The following is a 17615-nucleotide window of genomic DNA, read 5'->3' as shown; positions in this document are numbered from 1 at the left end:
TCAAAGCCCGGCGCGAGTCAAGGCTTCACGGGTCAGGCGACGCGCGAGCTCTTTTTCGTCATCCGCCAGATCGACCAGCAGCCGCTCGAACAGCGTGTCGCTGATCGGTTCTTCATTGAACACCACGGTTGCCGGCGCCGGCAGATCGTTCATCAACGTCTTGAGCTGTTCGCGCAGGGCTGCGCGTTCCTCGGCCACGGTCGATTGCACCCACTGGCGCTGGATTTCGCGCAGCGATTCAAGGGCTTCGTAGCGGTGTTGGAACAGACGCTTGTTGCTTTCCAGGCGCACGGGATAGCGCTCGCTCAGGTACTCTTTCCAGAAGTCGAGCTCGAGCATCTGGTTGACCAGGCCATCGCCTTCTCCCAGCGCCAGTACCGTGTCGTAGGCCCGATCGATCATCGCGTCAGTGACGCCGGACACCGCCCGGTACAGCATGCCCTCGGACTGCCAGGGCAAGCCGAGACGTTTGGCCAGGCCGGTCTGGTAGGCCAGATAAACTTCCACGTCGTCGGGATTGCCGCCACGGCTGGCGACATCGGCCCGGGCGATTTCGTTGACCTGTTCCAGGCGCGCCGCGCCTTTGGCCAGCGTCACCAGCTTCAGTTCCAGTTCCTTCGGCTCGACCGAATAGGCATGCGCCTCGTAGGCCAGCACGTTCACCCCCATGTGGTTGAACAGCTGCGCACCGGCATCGGCGCAGTCCACCGGCGCCACCACCATGGTGAACAGTTTTTCGCGCAAGCGGCTGTCGACGTGCACGGCGTCGAGCATGCGCCAGACGCGTTGCATTAACTGCTCGCGCGCCGTTCCGCCAGCGCGAAAATCGGCAAACTCACGCACGCTGAGCAACGTCGCCATGAACGGTGCGGCCAAGGGGGCTTCCACCAGCTCTGTCCACGGTGTTTCGCGATCAATGCCCCAGCCCGGCACGTCGGACCAGTAGTCGGCGCCATAGTTGGAGATGATCGAGGTGCCCGGGATGGCGACCGGCATGATCGGCTCCGGTGGCAGTGCCATCGAACGGCGACTGTCCTGGTAACGCAACTGGTTGAGGTCCGACAGGGCGGCGACGTCCAGACGCGTGCGCGCCACCAGCCATTGCGCATCGGAACCGCTCGGTACGTCGGGGATTACCGTCAGCGGGTTGCCGCGCAGATCGAGCAGCAAACCGCGTGGCCGTGGCTTGGCCAGAATGCCGTCCGGCCAGGTGGTCAGGCCGGTGTTCTTCAGCGCCACCACTTTGAGGCGCGGCATGCGTGACAGATCAGGCGACAGCCCCAGCGGGTTGTCGTCCATTCTCAGCACTTCGAGGTAGGTCAGGTTACCCAGCCGTTCGACGGCGGTGCGGTCCAGCACAATGTGGTTGTTGTTCAGGCGCAGGCGTTCGAGGCGGCGCATCGTGCTCCCGATGCGTTCCGGCAAGCGCGTCAGCTCGCAGTATTTGGCACTCAGCTCGACCACGTTCGGAAAATCCTTGAGCAGGCCGTTGGCGTCGGGGGAAAACCGCGTGTTGTCGAGATTGAGCAGCGTGACCTTGTCGAGAAACTTCTTCAGCGGTGGACGTTTCGCCCACCAGGTTTCCAGATTCGTGGAGAGCAGTTCCCGCGACAGATCCAGCGCATAGGCGGACGGATCGGCGCGGTTGCCCAGGTGCGCGTTCTTGCGTTCGAAGCAGTCCAGCAGACTTTCGTAGATATGCAGCCCGCCACCGTCACGGAACCCCTGACTGCCCGGCCCCCAGGTCTGCGGTTGCTGATAGCGCCAGCGATGGACGATGACCCGCAGTTCATCGAGTTCGTCTTCATGTGCCTCGATGGCCTTGAGCGGCTCGCCGCGTTCGGTCAGGGCATTGGCAAACGCTTCGACCTCGCTCGGGCTGAAATGCGGATGCAGATCCTGGATGCGTTGCTCCAGCGTGGCGGCATTGCGGCTCAGGCCCGGGCCGCGCACCAGAAACAGGGTGTTGTATTCAGCGATCGGGCGGATCGGCGGACTGGCGAGTAGCGTGCGCCGCTCGCTGGGGGCCTGGGTTCTGGCGATGATCCACTGCTTGAACGGTTCGATGTCGTCGGTTCGATACCCCAGGGCACTGCGGCCATCGTGATTGATCGCCTGCAGGATTGCCTCGTACAGGCCACTGGCGGGGTGGATTGGCAGGTTCGCGCCATCGCGCACTTGATAGCGATCGGCAGCAACCCGCACCAGCACCCGGATGCGCTCGGCGACCGCGGCACCGGCTTCGCAACGCAACTCGCCGTCGAACGTGCCTTCACGGATTTCAATCCGCAGCGCCCCGAAGGTATCGCTGTAATGCCGCAGCGCGCCGAGGATCAGCCGTTCGCTGTCGATGTTGCTCAGGGCTTCCTGCTGCAAACCCTGGGCGGCGCGCACGGACTGCAATTCAAACTGCACCTCGCGGGCGGTCGTGCGCAAACGCAAGGGCAGACGGCGTTGCGTCGTGGCTTGCTGCTGTTCCAGCGGCCGGGCATGAGACACCACCCGTTCGGCGAGAACCGGCGTCAACTGTGGACAATCCACCAGCACCTGGCTGGCCGCCGGCGACAGTGGCGTGTCGGGCTGCACCGGCCGCGCCGGGCCAAGTCGATCCAGCGTATCGCTGAGCAATGGCGGCGGCGGGGTGTTGTCGACGTGCATGCGGCGCAGCATGTCCTCGTCGGTGCCGGTCAGCAGGCGCATGTGCTCCAGTTGCGCGTCGCTGAAACCATCGGTGCGATGGCCGATGCGTCGCATCAGTTTTGGTCCGTCCCACAGACGCGGGTTTTCCGTTTCACAGACCCAGGCCCCGTCGGCGTTGTGCGCAAGCGTCGGTGCGTAGGCCCGGGGACGTCGCGGATGGCGCAGGCGGTGTTTCCCGGAAGCCGGATCCTTGGTCACCTCGAACAGGTGTTGATCCAGGCACAACAGGTGTTTGTCCCCCAGCGTATGAACGCCGTGCGCATCGGGGCGGGCCGGGCTCGGCAGGGTCTGTTCCGGCAGGCGATAGGGCGCCAGATCCGGATTCCACAGGCGGGTCTGGCCATCGGCCAACTGCACCGGTTTCAGGCCTTCGACAAACGACGACAGCTTGACCCGTGCGACACGTCCCAGGCTGGCGCCAGCGGCGAAGGCGCCGAGCTGGACGATGCTTTGCAGCACGCCAATGGCTTGCTCACCCGCTTCGGCCAAATGCCCTTCGGCCATGTCGACGATGCCTTCAAAGACGCCGTCGAGCAGTTGATACGTGGTGTAGGCCAGCATCAATTCGCCGAGCCCCGGCACCAGCGGGGTCACCACCAGCAGCGCCACGTTGAAAATATCCGAGAGGATTTTCCCTAGGTTGTCCCACCAGGCCCAACGGGCCATGCGGTCGGCATACTCGGTGGAAATGGCGATCTCCCGGGCGTCATTGAAAATCTTGTTGAGCTTCTGCTGATGGAAGTAAGCCCAGAGACTGCCGGTGTAACGGGTATCGCGGTCGTCCTGGATTTTCGTCAGGCGAAAGCGCAGGTCGGGGTGATCCACAGGCGTTTCGCGCCAACTGGGCAGGTGGGTTCCCGGCGGTACGGCGTGCCATTTCACGGTGCTCAGGCGGGCGTTCAAGCCTGCAAAAAAATGCCCGCGCTGCTGATGGTTGACGAACTGGCTGAAAAACCGCTGATAGCTGCCGGTAGCGTCGCGGTCACGCAGTTGCCGCGTCAGTTCCGCCATGAAGTCCAGCGCCGAGGGGTATTGTTTGAGCGGGTGTTCCGGGTCGTGGGGCACATAGGCAATCACCGGGACCGGGGCGTTGGCGGTGTCCACGTCAGGGGCGATGAGGGTGATACCGGTCAGCGCCGTATCCATCATGGCGAGGTTGTAGTAGTTGATGGCACGCCCGCGCCAGCGCAGGTTGCGCCGGTCATCGAGCATGCCCTGAATGACCTCGTAGGCGTCGCGGTCAATGTCCTTTTTTGCCAGAGCCAACTGGGCACAGACGCTCAATGTACTTTTCTGACTGAAGATGACCCGGTACTGCAAAACCTGGCGGGCCACACGGTTGCCCGAGCGCAGAAAATCGTTGAGATGCTGCTCGTATCGGGCGCCGATATTCAGCTCGCGGCACAGTGATTTGAACTGCTCGATACTCACTTTGTGCTTGAGCGGCCTGACCGTGAAGTGGCCGTTGGCATCGGGGCGGGTTATGAACTCCGAGGCCGGGCTGAACGCTTCATCGCGGGAGAAATTATGCAATGCAGCGTCGAGCAGCGAGACGGTCCGGCTGGTGGTTGCACCGGCAAAGTCATGGGCCCACCACGCGCTGTTGACGGGGGCGTACAGGCGCAGCCAGGTGTTCTCGACGTTGTCTTCGACACCGAAGCGCTGTTGCAGCGCCTGCTGTAATAACGGCCTGGCGAAGGCGTAGACGTCTTGCAGACTGCTCAAGGCCTTGTCCACGTCGTTTTGTGCTTTCCAGGCATTTTGCATCTGCTGTTGCAGACGCCGATGTTCGGCGTCCGATACCTCTTGATACCAGGCCGGCAGTTTCAGTCGGTGCAGCTGCAATTCATTGACCCGCTTTGCTGAGCTTGCGCGCAGCCAGGCCGGGATGGCTTTTTCGATCGTCTGATAATGAACACTGACATCCGGTGAGACGAGGTGCGCCGTGCGTGGCGGTTGCCCCTGCGGGGAAAGGGTGGGCATTGCTGGATCGTCCTTGATCAAAAATGGAACGATCAGCCTAGGCAAGGACAGTGGGTGAAAAAAGCGCAAATACCCGGTTGAAAGCGCCGGGGTTACGCGCGGAGGCTTCGAAAAACACGGAGTGAAAAATACACAGTTACCACCACGCCACGCTGCTTTCGTGGCTTAGCGGGCGGCGGTGACCTCCGGCGCCTGGCACATCGTGTGTGTGCCCGGTTGCAGGTACGACGAAAGGATCGGCGCCATGCCCTTGAGCACTTGCACCGGCAGTGCCGAGGTGAACTTGAAGTTCTCCGCCGAGCGTCCGGGGACGAACGCGGTGAGCGTGCCGAAGTGGTTGTTGCCGATGTAGAACACGAAGGTCGCGGTACGGTTGATCGACTTCGAACTGAGGATGCGCCCGCCGGAGCCGATGGCTTCGATGCGGTTGTCGCCGGTGCCGGTCTTGCCGCCCATCACCAGCGGGGTGCCGTCGGCGGTTTTGAAACTGCCGGACACCCGTTTCGCCGTACCCGAGTCCACCACTTGTGAAAGAGCCTCGCGCATCGCTGTGGCGACCTCCGATGGCATCACCCGTTTGCCCACATGCGGGTCGTTGGTCAGACGCGTTTCATACGGGGTGTCTGCAGCAAAGTGCAGGCTGTCGATGCGCAGGGTCGGCATGCGCACGCCGTCGTTGAGGATGGTGCCGATCAGTTCGGCGAGCGCCGCCGGGCGGTCGCCGGAGCTGCCGATGGCGGTGGCCAGCGACGGCACCAGATGGTCGAACGGATAGCCGACTTTCTGCCAGCGCTGGTGGATTTCCAGGAACGCTTCGATCTCGAGCATGGTGCGGATGCGGCTGTCGCGGGCGCCCTTGTGCTTGCTCTTGAACAGCCAGCTATAGACTTCCTGACGCTCGAACTGGCTGGCCTTGACCACCTGGCTGAAGGTGGCGTCCGGGTTGTGCAGCAGATAGCCCATCAACCACAGGTCCAGTGGGTGGACCTTGGCGATGAAGCCCTGATCCGGCAGATCGTAGGTGCCCGGGCCGTAGGCGTCGTACAACCGGATCAGGCGATCGTCGGTGAGTTTCTCGGTGAGCTTGGCGCCTTTGAGGTGTGCGCGGACGAAGCTGTTGAAATCTTCCTGACTGGCATTGGGCAGCAGATAACGATGCACGGCGGCCATGCGGATCGGGGTCGGGCGCATGCTGTCGAGGAAGGTGTCGAGGCGCGCCTGGGTGTCCTTGTTCTTGTACTTCTTCCAGAACTTGAGCAGGAACGAGGTGCCTTCGCGGTCAGCGAAACTGGCCAGGTATTCCTGACGTCGCGGATCGCGGTCGTCTTTGAGCAGTTCGGCGCTGCTGTTGGGGCCGGAGTAGGTGACGTAGCGCACCACGTCGCGCATCAGGCGAATGAATGGCAGGTTGATCGACTCGCGCAGCGCATCGCGCAGAGTCGGCAGGCGGCCGTTGTCTTCCTTGCGAAAGTTGTGGAACACATGCAGGCCGCCACCGGTGAAAAACGCCTCGCCGGGGCTGGCCGAATATTTGCGGTCGAGCGCGGCGCCGAGCATTTTCGACAGATCGTGATCCTTGTTCTGGATCAGGTAGTCGATCACCCATTGGCTGAGGCGGTCCTGATCCGGCACTTCGACCTTCTTCAGTTCCGGCACGCTCATGGCGCCGTACTTGTCGTGCAGTTCGGAGATGATCTGCAGGTAGGTCGTCAGCACGCGCATCTTCGCCGTCGAGCCGAGCTCCAGCTTGCTGCCCTCGTTGATGTCGAACGGCTGGTCGGTGCTGTCGGTCTGCACGCGCACCCGCGAGCCGTCCGGGGTCAGTTCGAACAGGGTGAAGCTGTAGCGCACCTGAGTGGTGCTGGTGGGGGTGAGCAGGCGTTCGCCAATCAGGCCGATCTGCCCGGCAAACGTGGGGTCGGCGAGTTTTTTCAGGTAATCGGTGGCCTGGGTCTGCAACTCGCCCTGCAAGGTGCTGGTGGCTGAGAGGTCGAGGCGATCAAGGTCGTACAGCGGACGGTTGAGCATACTCGCCAGACGGCTGCGGGCGACGCTGATGCCCTTGTTGGTTTCGATCGGCTGAAGGGTCGGCTGGGTCTGCCAGTCGCGGTAAGTGACCTTGCTCGCCAGTGCGGCATCGGCCAGCGCGCTGTCGATCACGCCGCCCTGTTTGAGCAGGCGCAAGTGGCTGTCGGTGAGGTCGGCGAGTTCTTCGCGGCCTTTGGTCAGGTAATGCGAAGGGCGGCGCTGGGCGATCATCAGCGAGAGCATTTCGCGCAGGGCCAGGCCTTTGTCGGCCATGGTTTTCGCATCGGTGGCCGGGCTGTTCAGCTGTGCATTGGCCTGGTTGAAATCGCTGCCATACCAGACCCGCAAACCTTCGGCCATGCCGTGTACTTCACCGTGCCCCGGCACAGCGGAAAGCGGCACGCTGTTGAGGTAGTCGCGGATAATGTTCTGCCGCGCGCCGAGGGTTTCCGGGCCGGGCTGATAGGCACGCACGCTGGCGGAAATCATCTGACGGATCTTCTCGGCGCCGGACACCGTCAGGCCATCGGGCGAGTGCCGGTACTTCTCCAGTTGCGTCGCCAGGGTGCTGCCGCCCGCCGATTGCCCCGGCAGGTGCAGCAGTTTCGCCACCTGCGACCACGCGGCCATGCCGAAGCGCGGCCAGTCCACCGCCGGGTTGGCCAACGGTTGCTTGGGGTCGAGCAGAAAGCGGTTTTCGATGAACAGCAGACTGCTGACCACCACCGGCGGAATCGCCGCAAAACTCGAATACAGCTGCTGCGGATACTTGTACTGATACAACGGCGCAGCGCGGCAATCGGTGATCGACAGCCCGGCCTGGATCTTTTCCGAATAGGGCACGAACAGGCCCTTGTCGGTGTAGCTCAACAGCGCGGGTGAAAATCGCGTCTGCTCGGTGATCACGTAATTGCGCTTGAGCAGGCGTGGCAGGAATTCATCGAGAGAGCTGTAGCCCAGACGCAGATCGAACGGCCCGTTGCCCGGATAGCGGATCGCTTCGCTGGGGCCGGGCTCCAGCTGATATTTGAGCGAGGCGGCGTACTGGCTCAGCTCCCGGGACTGGAAACGCGAGGTACGCATCTCCTTGCTCGCGGCCAGACCCACCACGATGGCGATAATCAGCAGCAATAACCAGAACGCCTTCCAGCCATGCCGGCTGCGGCGTTTTTTGGGGGGGACAGGCGCTTCATCCACACGTTCAGTCGGAACCACGGCTTTACTCGAATCGGTTTGCCACAAAGCGCCCATAGTCGATTGATCCATTCACGCAGATTGATCGGACTTGACTGAAGCTTAGACGGTGGTTGGTGATGGGGAAAAAAAAGTGCGGGGAAGCCATCTGAACAAAACTGGAGTCGCTGGCTATTTTGAGTGGAGGTTAACTGTGGTGAGGGGATTTATCTGTGGTGAGGGGATTTATCCCCGATGGGGCGCGAAGCGGCCCCTGAACAAGGGGCTACGCATTTTAATAGCTGGGCCTGCTGCGCAGTCCATCGGGGATAAATCCCCTCGCCACAGATAAGTCCCCTCACCACATTCAAATCTCCTGACCACAGATGAATTGACATGATTGAGTTTAGGTAATGGACCTAGAGCCAGCAGGCGTCCCAAAGCGGGTAGTCGCCAATCCGCTCTACCAATCCCGCCCGTAGCGGATTGGCGATGATGTACCGGGCGAATGGTTTCAAGTCCTCACCATCACGGATAGTGCGGTCGTGGAAACCGGTTTGCCACAATCGACCGCGCCGACCGGTTTTCCTGTTAACGGCTTGGGTGCAGCGCGCCTTTACCGCGCCAATGACTGTGCCAAGGTTGTCGCTTTTCAACTGCATCAACCAATGAAAGTGATCAGGCATGACCACCCAGGCGATGGACTCCACTAAGCCTTGTTCATGGGCGTGGCGGAACTCTGTAACCAATAATCGGCCTGTGCGCCAGTCGGAAAATACGGGTTGGCGGTCATATACAACTGAAGTAACGAAATAGGCTCGGTCTGTTTCGGAATGTCGGCCTAAACGAAGACGGTAAGTATTTGGTTTGACTCGCATGTTCGCTCCCTGCGTTCAGTCATCAAGGCCTGAAGGCTAGTGGCGGATTACTTGAGCCGGGTCTGTAAATGCCGTAGGAATTTTCGTTTTTCAGGCGGGGCGGGGAATATTGACGTCACATGTGGCGAGGGGATTTATCCCCGATGGGGCGCGAAGCGGCCCTGACCAAGGGTGATCACATTTTAAGAGCTTGGGCCTGCTGCGCAGTCCATCGGGGATAAATCCCCTCACCACAGAAAGCTTTCAACGCAATAGGCCATATGAACTGAGGAGTACCGGTTTAGAGCTCTTTAATCTTCAAGACCACCAAAGCAGGGCCATGACGGTGCACCATCATCGTGCAATACTCGCCGGGATTTTTTGTGGTGAATATTCCTACGCATATCAGGTAATATCTCTCCGCAAAGCGGCTTTTTGCCGAGACTTCTAGCTGAATGTTGTCACTTATAGAGTGAAAAGCCCTGTGACAAGCTTTCTATACTGCACGCCCCGCTGATCTTGCAGGCAGGGTCCTGCATGACGTGTCTGCCCACGAAGCAGGCGCGGTGTCGGGAAGCTGAGGCCTATCGGTCGAGGCTTCGACACACGGTGGTCATATCCAATAACAAGACGAGGTTGTATCCCTATGCCAGTCGGCAATCACCTGCCCCATGGCGAGACCGCTCACGGCGGCCCGCTTAAACGCGAACTCGGCGAACGGCATATTCGCCTGATGGCACTCGGTGCCTGTATCGGCGTCGGCCTGTTTCTCGGCTCGGCCAAGGCCATTGAAATGGCCGGCCCGGCGATCATGCTGTCGTACATTTTCGGCGGCCTGGCGATCCTGGTGATCATGCGCGCCCTCGGCGAAATGGCCGTGCACAACCCGGTGGCCGGCTCGTTCAGCCGCTACGCCCAGGACTACCTCGGCCCGCTGGCGGGCTTTCTCACCGGCTGGAACTACTGGTTCCTGTGGCTAGTGACCTGCGTCGCGGAAATCACCGCCGTCGCCGTGTACATGGGCATCTGGTTCCCCGATGTACCGCGCTGGATCTGGGCCCTCGCGGCGCTGATCAGCATGGGCTCGATCAACCTCATCGCGGTAAAAGCCTTCGGTGAATTCGAGTTCTGGTTCGCCCTGATCAAGATCGTCACCATCATCGCCATGGTCATCGGCGGCGTCGGCATCATTGCTTTCGGTTTCGGCAACGATGGCGTGGCGCTGGGGATTTCCAACCTGTGGGCCCACGGCGGCTTCATGCCCAACGGCGTGACCGGTGTGCTGATGTCCCTGCAAATGGTCATGTTCGCCTACCTCGGTGTCGAAATGATCGGCCTGACCGCCGGTGAAGCGAAGAACCCGCAGAAGACCATTCCCGATGCGATCGGCTCGGTGTTCTGGCGCATTCTGCTGTTCTACGTCGGCGCGCTGTTCGTGATCCTGTCGATCTACCCGTGGAACGAAATCGGCACCCAGGGCAGCCCGTTCGTGATGACCTTCGAGCGTCTGGGCATCAAGACCGCCGCCGGCATCATCAACTTCGTGGTGATTACTGCGGCGCTGTCGTCGTGCAACGGCGGCATCTTCAGCACCGGGCGTATGCTCTACAGCCTGGCGCAGAACGGCCAGGCTCCGGCCGGGTTCGCCAAGACCTCCAATGGCGTGCCACGCCGCGCGCTGCTGCTGTCGATTTTCGCGCTGCTGATCGGCGTGCTGCTCAACTACCTGGTGCCGGAGAAAGTATTCGTCTGGGTGACGTCGATTGCGACCTTCGGCGCGATCTGGACCTGGGTGATGATCCTGCTGGCGCAACTGAAATTCCGCAAAGGCCTGAGCGCCAGCGAACGTGCCGGCCTGAAATACAAGATGTGGTTGTACCCGGTCAGCTCGTACTTCGCGCTGGCGTTTCTGGTGCTGGTGGTCGGCCTGATGGCGTACTTCCCGGACACCCGCGTGGCGCTATATGTGGGGCCGGTGTTCCTGGTGCTGCTGACCGTGTTGTTCTACGTGTTCAAGCTGCAGCCGACCGGTGAAACGCAGGGTGCGGTGCGTTCGGTTTCGTAAGTCGACAGTACGGTGATACACAAGCCCCGGCCCATTGGTCGGGGCTTTTTTCATGGGCGCTTCAGAAGCTGTAACCGCCGGTCTGAAAGCGCGATAAAAACCTCGAAGCAAGGCTCAAACCTGTATCACTTCGCAAATTTCGCGCGGCATTGAAACGGGGCGCGCACATGAGAACGAGCGCATTTCTCCAACGAGAACTCAGTCAGCGTCAGGTCGCGCTGTTCTTCCTGCTGGCTACCGCGTTGTACGTCCTGCCCCTGATCCTCGCCGACTTCCCGTACATCGACGATAACTGGCGCACGCTGGCCGCCGGCAATGCCTGGGCCGGGCAGGGGCGATTGTTTGCCGACTGGTTTTATCAAGCGCTGACGTTCACCGGCGCCGCGCCGAACATCTTTCCGTTGCCACTGTTGCTCGCCGTCGTAGCGATGAGTCTGGCCCTGACGCGCCTGACCGTTCACTACTTTGCGGAACCGACGCTGGCCTGCTGTCTGGTGCCGTTGCCGCTCTGGTATAACCCGTTCCTGCTGCAGAATCTGTCCTATCAATACGACGGCCCGATCATGGCCCTGAGCATGGTCGCGGCGATCTACGCCATCACGTTCGAAGGTTCATCGCGGGTGCAGCGCTGGCTGGTGCCTGCGGCGTTGCTGGCGCTGGCAATCGGTCTTTATCAGATCAGCTTCAATGTGTTTCTCGGGCTGTGTTGTGTCGAGTTGATCAGGGCTGTTCAGCGGCGAACTCAGTGGCCGGAGATTCTGCGGATGCTGGGCTGGAAACTCGCACAAGCGGGCCTGGGCATCCTGATCTACAGCGCCACGGCGTACCCATTCATGGAAACGTTGCGAAAAACGGATATGTTGAACCTGGACGCCAACCCGCTGTTGCAGATCGGCATCAATTTCGCTCGGATACTGGATAAAGTTGCGCTGTTGTTTCACGGCGGCTACCCGTGGGTTTTCGCTGCGCTGGTGTTGTGTGCGATCGCTGGCAGTGTGCGACTGGTTCAGTGCCGCCCGCACCGTTGGCCAGACTTGCTGCTGTGCTTGCTCACGCTGCCTGTCCTGGCTTTGCTGGTGCCAGGGATCACGCTGCTGTTCCGTGACTTCAATGAGGGCGCGCGCACCCTGATGGGCTTCGGCGTGTTGTTGCTGGGGTTGTTCTATCTGTCTCACGTTGCGTTGGCATCCGCGCACCGTCGCTTGCCCTTGCTGCTGATTATTCCGCTGCTGGCGACACTCTCGCTGTCCTTCGCCTACGGCCGGGTGCTGAGCCTGCAGAAAACCTTCGCCAACAGCGCGCTGTACAGCCTGAGCCACGACATCGCCGCCCATCGCGAGTTGCGTGAAGCCAAGCGGATCTATCTCTCGGTGAGCTACTCCGATCGCTGGCTGGTCAGTGCGACCGGTTCATTCAAACGGCTACCGGTTCTGAAGTATTTGCTCAACGTCGACTACTTCATGCTCGCGGAAAATCTGCCGTCAGCAGGCATTACCAACGTGGTCGCCGAACGCGAGCGGCGCAACGCCACCCGCGTCGGTTATCAGGGGTTTCCAGCGCTGGTGGACAGCCTGTATTACCGGATTTACCTGATTGGCGATTACGGTTTCATCGTCATGAAAGAGCCGCCGCCTCACCGCCTGCTCAGTTGGTGATGAGGCTCAGGTTGCCGCCACTTCCTGCGGCTCAAAGCTGTCCGCCCGCGCCATCTGCCACATCCGCGAATAGAACTCGCCATTCACCTCACCCGTGAGCAATTCCCCCGGTTTCAGAAACACATGCAACTGCGAGAACAGTTTGATCTCGGTCGCCGACATGCGGCGCACCAGGTGCTTGGCCGACAGTTGCGACGGATGCTCAAGGCCTGCGGCGGCGAGCATTTCTGCCAGCGCCTTGAGCGTGTTGCGGTGGAAGTTGTAGACGCGCTGAGCCTTGTCCGGGACGACGAGGGCGCGTTGGCGCAGAGCGTCCTGGGTGGCGACGCCGGTCGGGCATTTGTTGGTGTGGCAGCTTTGCGACTGGATGCAGCCGATGGCGAACATGAAACCGCGTGCCGAGTTGGCCCAGTCGGCGCCGATGGCCAGCACGCTGGCGATGTCGAACGCGCTGACGATCTTGCCGCTGGCGCCGAGTTTGATCTTGTCGCGCAGGTTCAGGCCGACCAGGGTGTTGTGCACGAACAGCAGGCCTTCGCGCATCGGCACGCCGATGTGGTCGGTGAACTCCACGGGCGCTGCGCCGGTGCCGCCTTCCTTGCCGTCGACCACGATGAAGTCCGGCAGGATGCCGGTTTCCAGCATGGCCTTGGCGATGCCCATGAACTCCCACGGGTGCCCGAGGCAGAACTTGAAACCCACCGGTTTGCCGCCGGACAGTTCACGCAGTTGCTGGATGAAATGCATCATTTCAATCGGCGTGGAGAACGCGCTGTGGCGTGACGGCGAGATGCAGTCTTCGCCCATCATGATGCCGCGGGTGTCGGCGATTTCCTGGGTGACCTTGTGCTTGGGCAGGATCCCGCCGTGGCCGGGTTTGGCGCCCTGGCTCATCTTGATTTCGATCATCCGCACCTGCGGATTCTGTGCCTGAGTGGCGAAGCGCTCCGGGTCGAAACGGCCGTCGCTGGTGCGGCAGCCGAAGTAGCCGCTGCCCAGTTCCCAGGTCAGGTCGCCGCCGTGTTCGCGGTGATACGGGCTGATGCTGCCTTCGCCGGTATCGTGGGCGAAGTTGCCGAGCTTGGCGCCCTGATTCAGCGCGCGGATGGCGTTGGCGCTGAGCGAGCCGAAGCTCATCGCCGAGATGTTGAACACCGAGGCCGAATACGGCTGGGTGCACTGCGGGCCGCCGACGGTGACGCGGAAACCGCTCGGGTCGCTCAACGGCGCCGGGCGCATCGAGTGGCCGATGAATTCGAAGCCCGATTGATACACGTCGATCAGCGTGCCGAAGGGTTTGTCGGCGCTTTCATTTTTCGCCCGCGAGTACACCAGCGAACGCTGGGCGCGGGAGAAGGGCAGGGCGTCGCTGTCGGATTCCAGCAGGTACTGGCGGATCTCCGGGCGGATGCCTTCGACCAGATAGCGGATGTTGCCCAGGATCGGGTAGTTGCGGCGCACCGCGTGCGGGCTCTGCAGCAGGTCGAACAGACCAAGCAGGCTCAGTACGCCGGTGACGGCGGTGATCGGCCACAGCCAGTCGTGTTCGAGAAAGGGCAGGCTGGCGAGGGTGAAAATCACGCAGACGGCAAAGAAGGCGTAGCGGCTCAGGAGTGACAGGCTCATACGGTTTCCTTGGTTCGGACTCAATGGTTTGCAAACCTGTGGCAGCAGGCGGGCCTGTTGATGAGATTTATTGTGGTGAGGGGATTTATCCCCGATGGGTGGCGAAGCCGCCCCAAAACCATTCACTGCGGTTTAACTGAAAGACCGCATGCATAGACTTGGGGCTGCTGCGCAGCCCATCGGGGATGAATCCCCTCACCACAGAGAATCTGTCGACACAGGAAAGCATTTCCACGCGTTATCAGGCGTTCTGCGCCTGGAGAAAAATCGAAAACAGCTCCGACTGGGATTTGATCCCCAGCTTGCTGTACATATGTTTCTTATGGACTTTCACGGTTTCTACGGAGATTTCCAGCTTACGGGCGATTTCTTTACTGGAGCAACCGCTGAGCATCAAACGCCCGACATCCAGCTCCCGGGCGGTCAGTTGCGCGCCCTTGAGTTGTTGCACCGACGCTTCCAGTTGCACCCGCCAGTCAGCGGGTGCAGGTGCGGCAGCGAGGGCCACGGTCTGGTTGATCTCGTACGGCAGACGCTGACGCAACAGGCCCAGCACCCACGGCTGGATCAATGACAGCAAGGCAATCTGTTCGCCAGTGAAACGTTTTTCACTGCCCAGCGACAGACACAGCGTGCGCTCGCCTTCGAGTTGGCAATTGAACTGGATTTCGTCGGCGACCACATTCAGACGAAAGTATCGCTGGTAATACTCGGTCAGCTCGAAATGCTCCGGTGCCACCTCGGACAGGCGGTACAGCCCGGTGCGCGACTGCTCGCGGCAGGCGATGTAGAACGGGTCGAGCAGGTACAACCCGCGCAGATAATCCTGAAACAGCGGGTCGGGACTGCCGTCCTCGCCGGGGCATTCGGCGAATACCTGCGGGTGCTGATCGGCACTGAACAGCAGCACCACCCAACTATCGAACGCCACGTACTGGTCGAGCAGACGCACCAGTTGCGCCCAGAAATTCGGCTTGTCCAGCGCGTCGATCAGTTGCCCGACGGCGCGGTGCCAGGTGATGTCATCAAACGAAACGGTCATGGATCTACCCCTATCGGGTTACCCCGGCCGCGTGATTCCCTGGCCGGTTGCTTGCTGCGCATACTGGCCCACAGACAGCCACCGGGCAATCTTTCAGCGCCCGCTGCCCATCACAAGGAATTCTCATGAAAGTCGAACTCGCCCAACTGGCGGGCCGTGACAATGGCACCGCATACAACCTCGAACGCGCCCTCGCGGCGATCGCGGCGTGCGCGGCCGACACGCAATTGATCGTATTCCCGGAAACCCACCTGATGGGCTTCCCGACAGCAGAAACCGTGGCGAAGATCGCCGAGCCGCTGGATGGCCCGACCGTCCGCGCGGTGCTGGCCGCCGCCCGCGAGCGCAACGTCGCCGTGGTGATCGGCATGGCCGAAAGCGACAACGGGCGCTTCTACAACACCACGCTGCTGATCACCCCGGAAGGCATCGCGCTCAAATATCGCAAGACCCACCTCTGGGCTTCGGATCGCGGCGTGTTCGAGCCCGGCGACCGCTATGCCACCTGCGAGTGGAACGGCGTGCGCGTCGGCCTGCTGATCTGCTACGACATCGAGTTTCCCGAATCCGCCCGCGCACTGGCGCAACTGGGTGCCGAATTGCTGATCGTGACCAACGGCAACATGGACCCGTACGCCCCGACTCACCGTACCGCGATCATGGCCCGCGCCCAGGAAAACCAGGCGTTTGCGCTGATGGTCAACCGCGTCGAGGCCGGGGATGACGGTTTGATGTTTGCCGGCGGCAGTGCGCTGGTGGATCCGTTGGGGGAATTGCTGTTCGAAGCGGGGCGGGAAGAGGGGCAGTTCAGCGTCGAGCTGGATTTCGACCGGTTGGTGATTGCGCGCAAGGATTACCGCTACCTGGATGATCAGCGTTTGAAACTGCCGGGGGAGGTGGTGGAGCACGCTTCTGGATTGCGTGAGTTGCTGATTCCTGCGCGCTGATCCGGGTTCTGTGTCGGTCGGGCTGACGCCTTCGCGAGCAAGCCCGCTCCCACAGGGGAATGCGGTCACTGTGGGAGCGGGCTTGCTCGCGAAGAGGCCAGTCCAGACAACACACCTGCTTGATCCAAAAAACAACAAAGCCACACCCGAAATATTCGCCGAACTCGGCTCTGCCATAAATCCAATAACATTCGGAGTAAGTCGCCCATGGCTCGTTTGCAACGCACCCTTTCATTAGGGTCGGTGGTGCTGTTCGGCATCGCCTACATGACGCCGATCATTGTCCTCGGCACTTTCGGCATCCTCGCGCAATCCACCGCCGGCATGGTCCCGGCCGCGTATCTGGCGGCACTGGTGGCGATGTTCTTCACCGCCATGAGCTACGGGCGCATGGCCGCCGCGTTCCCGGTCGCCGGTTCCGCTTACAGCTACGTGCGCAAGGCGATCAGCCCCAAGCTCGGCTTCATCGCCGGTTGGGCGGTGCTGCTCGATTACCTGTTTTTGCCGATGGCGATCTGGCTGATCGGCGCGGCGTACCTCGCTTCGGCCTTCCCGTCGATCCCGCAGTGGATCTGGGTACTGGCGTTCATCGGCATCACCAGCGCGATCAACATCATCGGTCTGAAACTGGCCAACGGCATCAACGCCTTGCTGATGCTGGTGCAATTTCTGGTGCTGATCGCTTTCGTCGCGTTGTGCGTGCACTACGTCGGCGGCGATGCGCGCACGCCGTTGTGGTCGATCAAACCGTTCTTCAATGGCGACATGCAGATGCCGCTGATCATGAGTGGCGCGGCTATCGCCTGTTATTCGTTCCTCGGTTTCGACGCGGTCAGCACGCTGACCGAAGAGACCCGCGACCCACGCCGCACCATTCCACGGGCGATCATGTTGATCACGCTGATCGGCGGGCTGATCTTCGTCGGGGTGTCGTACTTTGTGCAGATCGCCCACCCGTCATTCCAGTTCGACAGCGTCGATTCGGCGGCCTATGAAATTGCGCGCAACATCGGCGGCGATCTGTTCGTCTCGATCTTCCTCATTGGCTTGATCGTCGGCCAGTTCGCCTCGGGGTTGTCGGCCCAGGCCAGCGGTTCGCGTCTGCTGTTTGCGATGGGCCGCGACGGCGTGTTGCCCAAGTCGTTTTTCGGCACCTTGCATGCGCGCTTCGGCACACCGGTCAACAGCATCCTGCTGTGTGCAGTGGTGGCGTTGCTGGCGCTGAAACTCGACGTGACCACGTCCACTTCGTTCATCAACTTCGGCGCGTTCCTGGCGTTCAGTCTGGTCAACCTGTCGGTGATCTTTCATTACTGGATCGGCGGCGAGAAAAAGGGCCCGCGTGAGCTGGTGCTGTTTCTGCTCTTCCCGTTCATCGGGTTGGTGGCGGACTTGTGGCTGATGGTCAGCCTGGATCACCTGGCGGTGTATCTGGGCCTGAGCTGGCTGGCGATTGGCGTGGTGTATCTGGCGGTGCTCACGGGCGGCTTTCGTCGTCAGCCGCCGGAGATGGATTTTCAGGAAGCGACCTGAGACACC

Annotated in this window: 9 protein-coding genes; 4 read left to right on the top strand and 5 right to left on the bottom strand. The window is 61.2% G+C overall.

Going from position 1 to position 17615, the window contains the following annotated elements; all coding sequences use genetic code 11:
- The 3 genes from AC3WMV_RS07610 to AC3WMV_RS07600 all read right to left on the bottom strand — a co-directional run bounded on the left by AC3WMV_RS07610 (position 1) and on the right by AC3WMV_RS07600 (position 8762).
- Positions 1-4683, bottom strand: a complete 4683-nt coding sequence (locus AC3WMV_RS07610; protein WP_103367362.1) for an NEL-type E3 ubiquitin ligase domain-containing protein — start codon at positions 4681-4683, stop codon at positions 1-3.
- Positions 4684-4848: 165 nt separating this feature from the next.
- Positions 4849-7962, bottom strand: coding sequence for a transglycosylase domain-containing protein (locus AC3WMV_RS07605; protein ID WP_103367363.1), 3114 nt, complete (start codon positions 7960-7962; stop codon positions 4849-4851).
- A 341-nt stretch (positions 7963-8303) separates the two neighbouring features.
- A complete protein-coding gene (locus AC3WMV_RS07600; protein ID WP_097086091.1) occupies positions 8304-8762 on the bottom strand; it encodes an REP-associated tyrosine transposase in 459 nt (152 codons plus the stop codon).
- Positions 8763-9387: 625 nt separating this feature from the next.
- Here AC3WMV_RS07600 and AC3WMV_RS07595 point away from each other — a divergent pair.
- Together AC3WMV_RS07595 and AC3WMV_RS07590 are read left to right on the top strand one after the other, a co-directional pair.
- Entirely contained in the window at positions 9388-10806 is a 1419-nt protein-coding gene (locus tag AC3WMV_RS07595; RefSeq protein ID WP_097086089.1) for an amino acid permease, read from the top strand.
- Between the two features lie 167 nt (positions 10807-10973).
- Complete coding sequence (locus tag AC3WMV_RS07590; protein ID WP_103367364.1) at positions 10974-12461, top strand: glucosyltransferase domain-containing protein; 1488 nt, start codon at positions 10974-10976, stop codon at positions 12459-12461.
- Positions 12462-12467: 6 nt separating this feature from the next.
- Here AC3WMV_RS07590 and AC3WMV_RS07585 read toward each other — a convergent pair whose 3' ends face one another.
- Both AC3WMV_RS07585 and AC3WMV_RS07580 read right to left on the bottom strand, forming a co-directional pair.
- The gene (locus AC3WMV_RS07585; protein ID WP_103367365.1) at positions 12468-14087 is read right to left on the bottom strand and encodes an FMN-binding glutamate synthase family protein; all 1620 of its coding nucleotides are present in this window, start codon (positions 14085-14087) and stop codon (positions 12468-12470) included.
- A gap of 241 nt (positions 14088-14328) precedes the next feature.
- Positions 14329-15129 (bottom strand): helix-turn-helix transcriptional regulator, encoded by an 801-nt coding sequence (locus AC3WMV_RS07580; protein WP_027612094.1) that lies wholly within the window; start codon positions 15127-15129, stop codon positions 14329-14331.
- Positions 15130-15254: 125 nt separating this feature from the next.
- On the opposite strand from AC3WMV_RS07580, the gene AC3WMV_RS07575 reads away from it, so the two are divergent.
- Both AC3WMV_RS07575 and AC3WMV_RS07570 read left to right on the top strand, forming a co-directional pair.
- On the top strand, positions 15255-16076 hold the full coding sequence (locus AC3WMV_RS07575; RefSeq protein ID WP_097086085.1) for a carbon-nitrogen hydrolase family protein: 822 nt from the start codon (positions 15255-15257) through the stop codon (positions 16074-16076).
- Positions 16077-16283: 207 nt separating this feature from the next.
- Positions 16284-17609, top strand: coding sequence for an APC family permease (locus AC3WMV_RS07570; RefSeq protein ID WP_097086084.1), 1326 nt, complete (start codon positions 16284-16286; stop codon positions 17607-17609).
- The last annotated feature ends 6 nt before the right edge of the window (positions 17610-17615 follow it).

This window comes from Pseudomonas sp. FW305-3-2-15-E-TSA4, from assembly GCF_058787295.1.
This window is presented reverse-complemented; position numbering and strand designations above follow the sequence as displayed.

Excerpts from the sequence above, each read along its gene's own strand:
- AC3WMV_RS07610 (WP_103367362.1), bottom strand. The coding sequence starts at position 4,683 with ATGCCCACCCTTTCCCCGCAGGGGCAACCGCCACGCACGGCGCACCTC.
- AC3WMV_RS07605 (WP_103367363.1), bottom strand. The coding sequence starts at position 7,962 with ATGGGCGCTTTGTGGCAAACCGATTCGAGTAAAGCCGTGGTTCCGACT.
- AC3WMV_RS07600 (WP_097086091.1), bottom strand. The coding sequence starts at position 8,762 with ATGCGAGTCAAACCAAATACTTACCGTCTTCGTTTAGGCCGACATTCC.
- AC3WMV_RS07595 (WP_097086089.1), top strand. The coding sequence starts at position 9,388 with ATGCCAGTCGGCAATCACCTGCCCCATGGCGAGACCGCTCACGGCGGC.
- AC3WMV_RS07590 (WP_103367364.1), top strand. The coding sequence starts at position 10,974 with ATGAGAACGAGCGCATTTCTCCAACGAGAACTCAGTCAGCGTCAGGTC.
- AC3WMV_RS07585 (WP_103367365.1), bottom strand. The coding sequence starts at position 14,087 with ATGAGCCTGTCACTCCTGAGCCGCTACGCCTTCTTTGCCGTCTGCGTG.
- AC3WMV_RS07580 (WP_027612094.1), bottom strand. The coding sequence starts at position 15,129 with ATGACCGTTTCGTTTGATGACATCACCTGGCACCGCGCCGTCGGGCAA.
- AC3WMV_RS07575 (WP_097086085.1), top strand. The coding sequence starts at position 15,255 with ATGAAAGTCGAACTCGCCCAACTGGCGGGCCGTGACAATGGCACCGCA.
- AC3WMV_RS07570 (WP_097086084.1), top strand. The coding sequence starts at position 16,284 with ATGGCTCGTTTGCAACGCACCCTTTCATTAGGGTCGGTGGTGCTGTTC.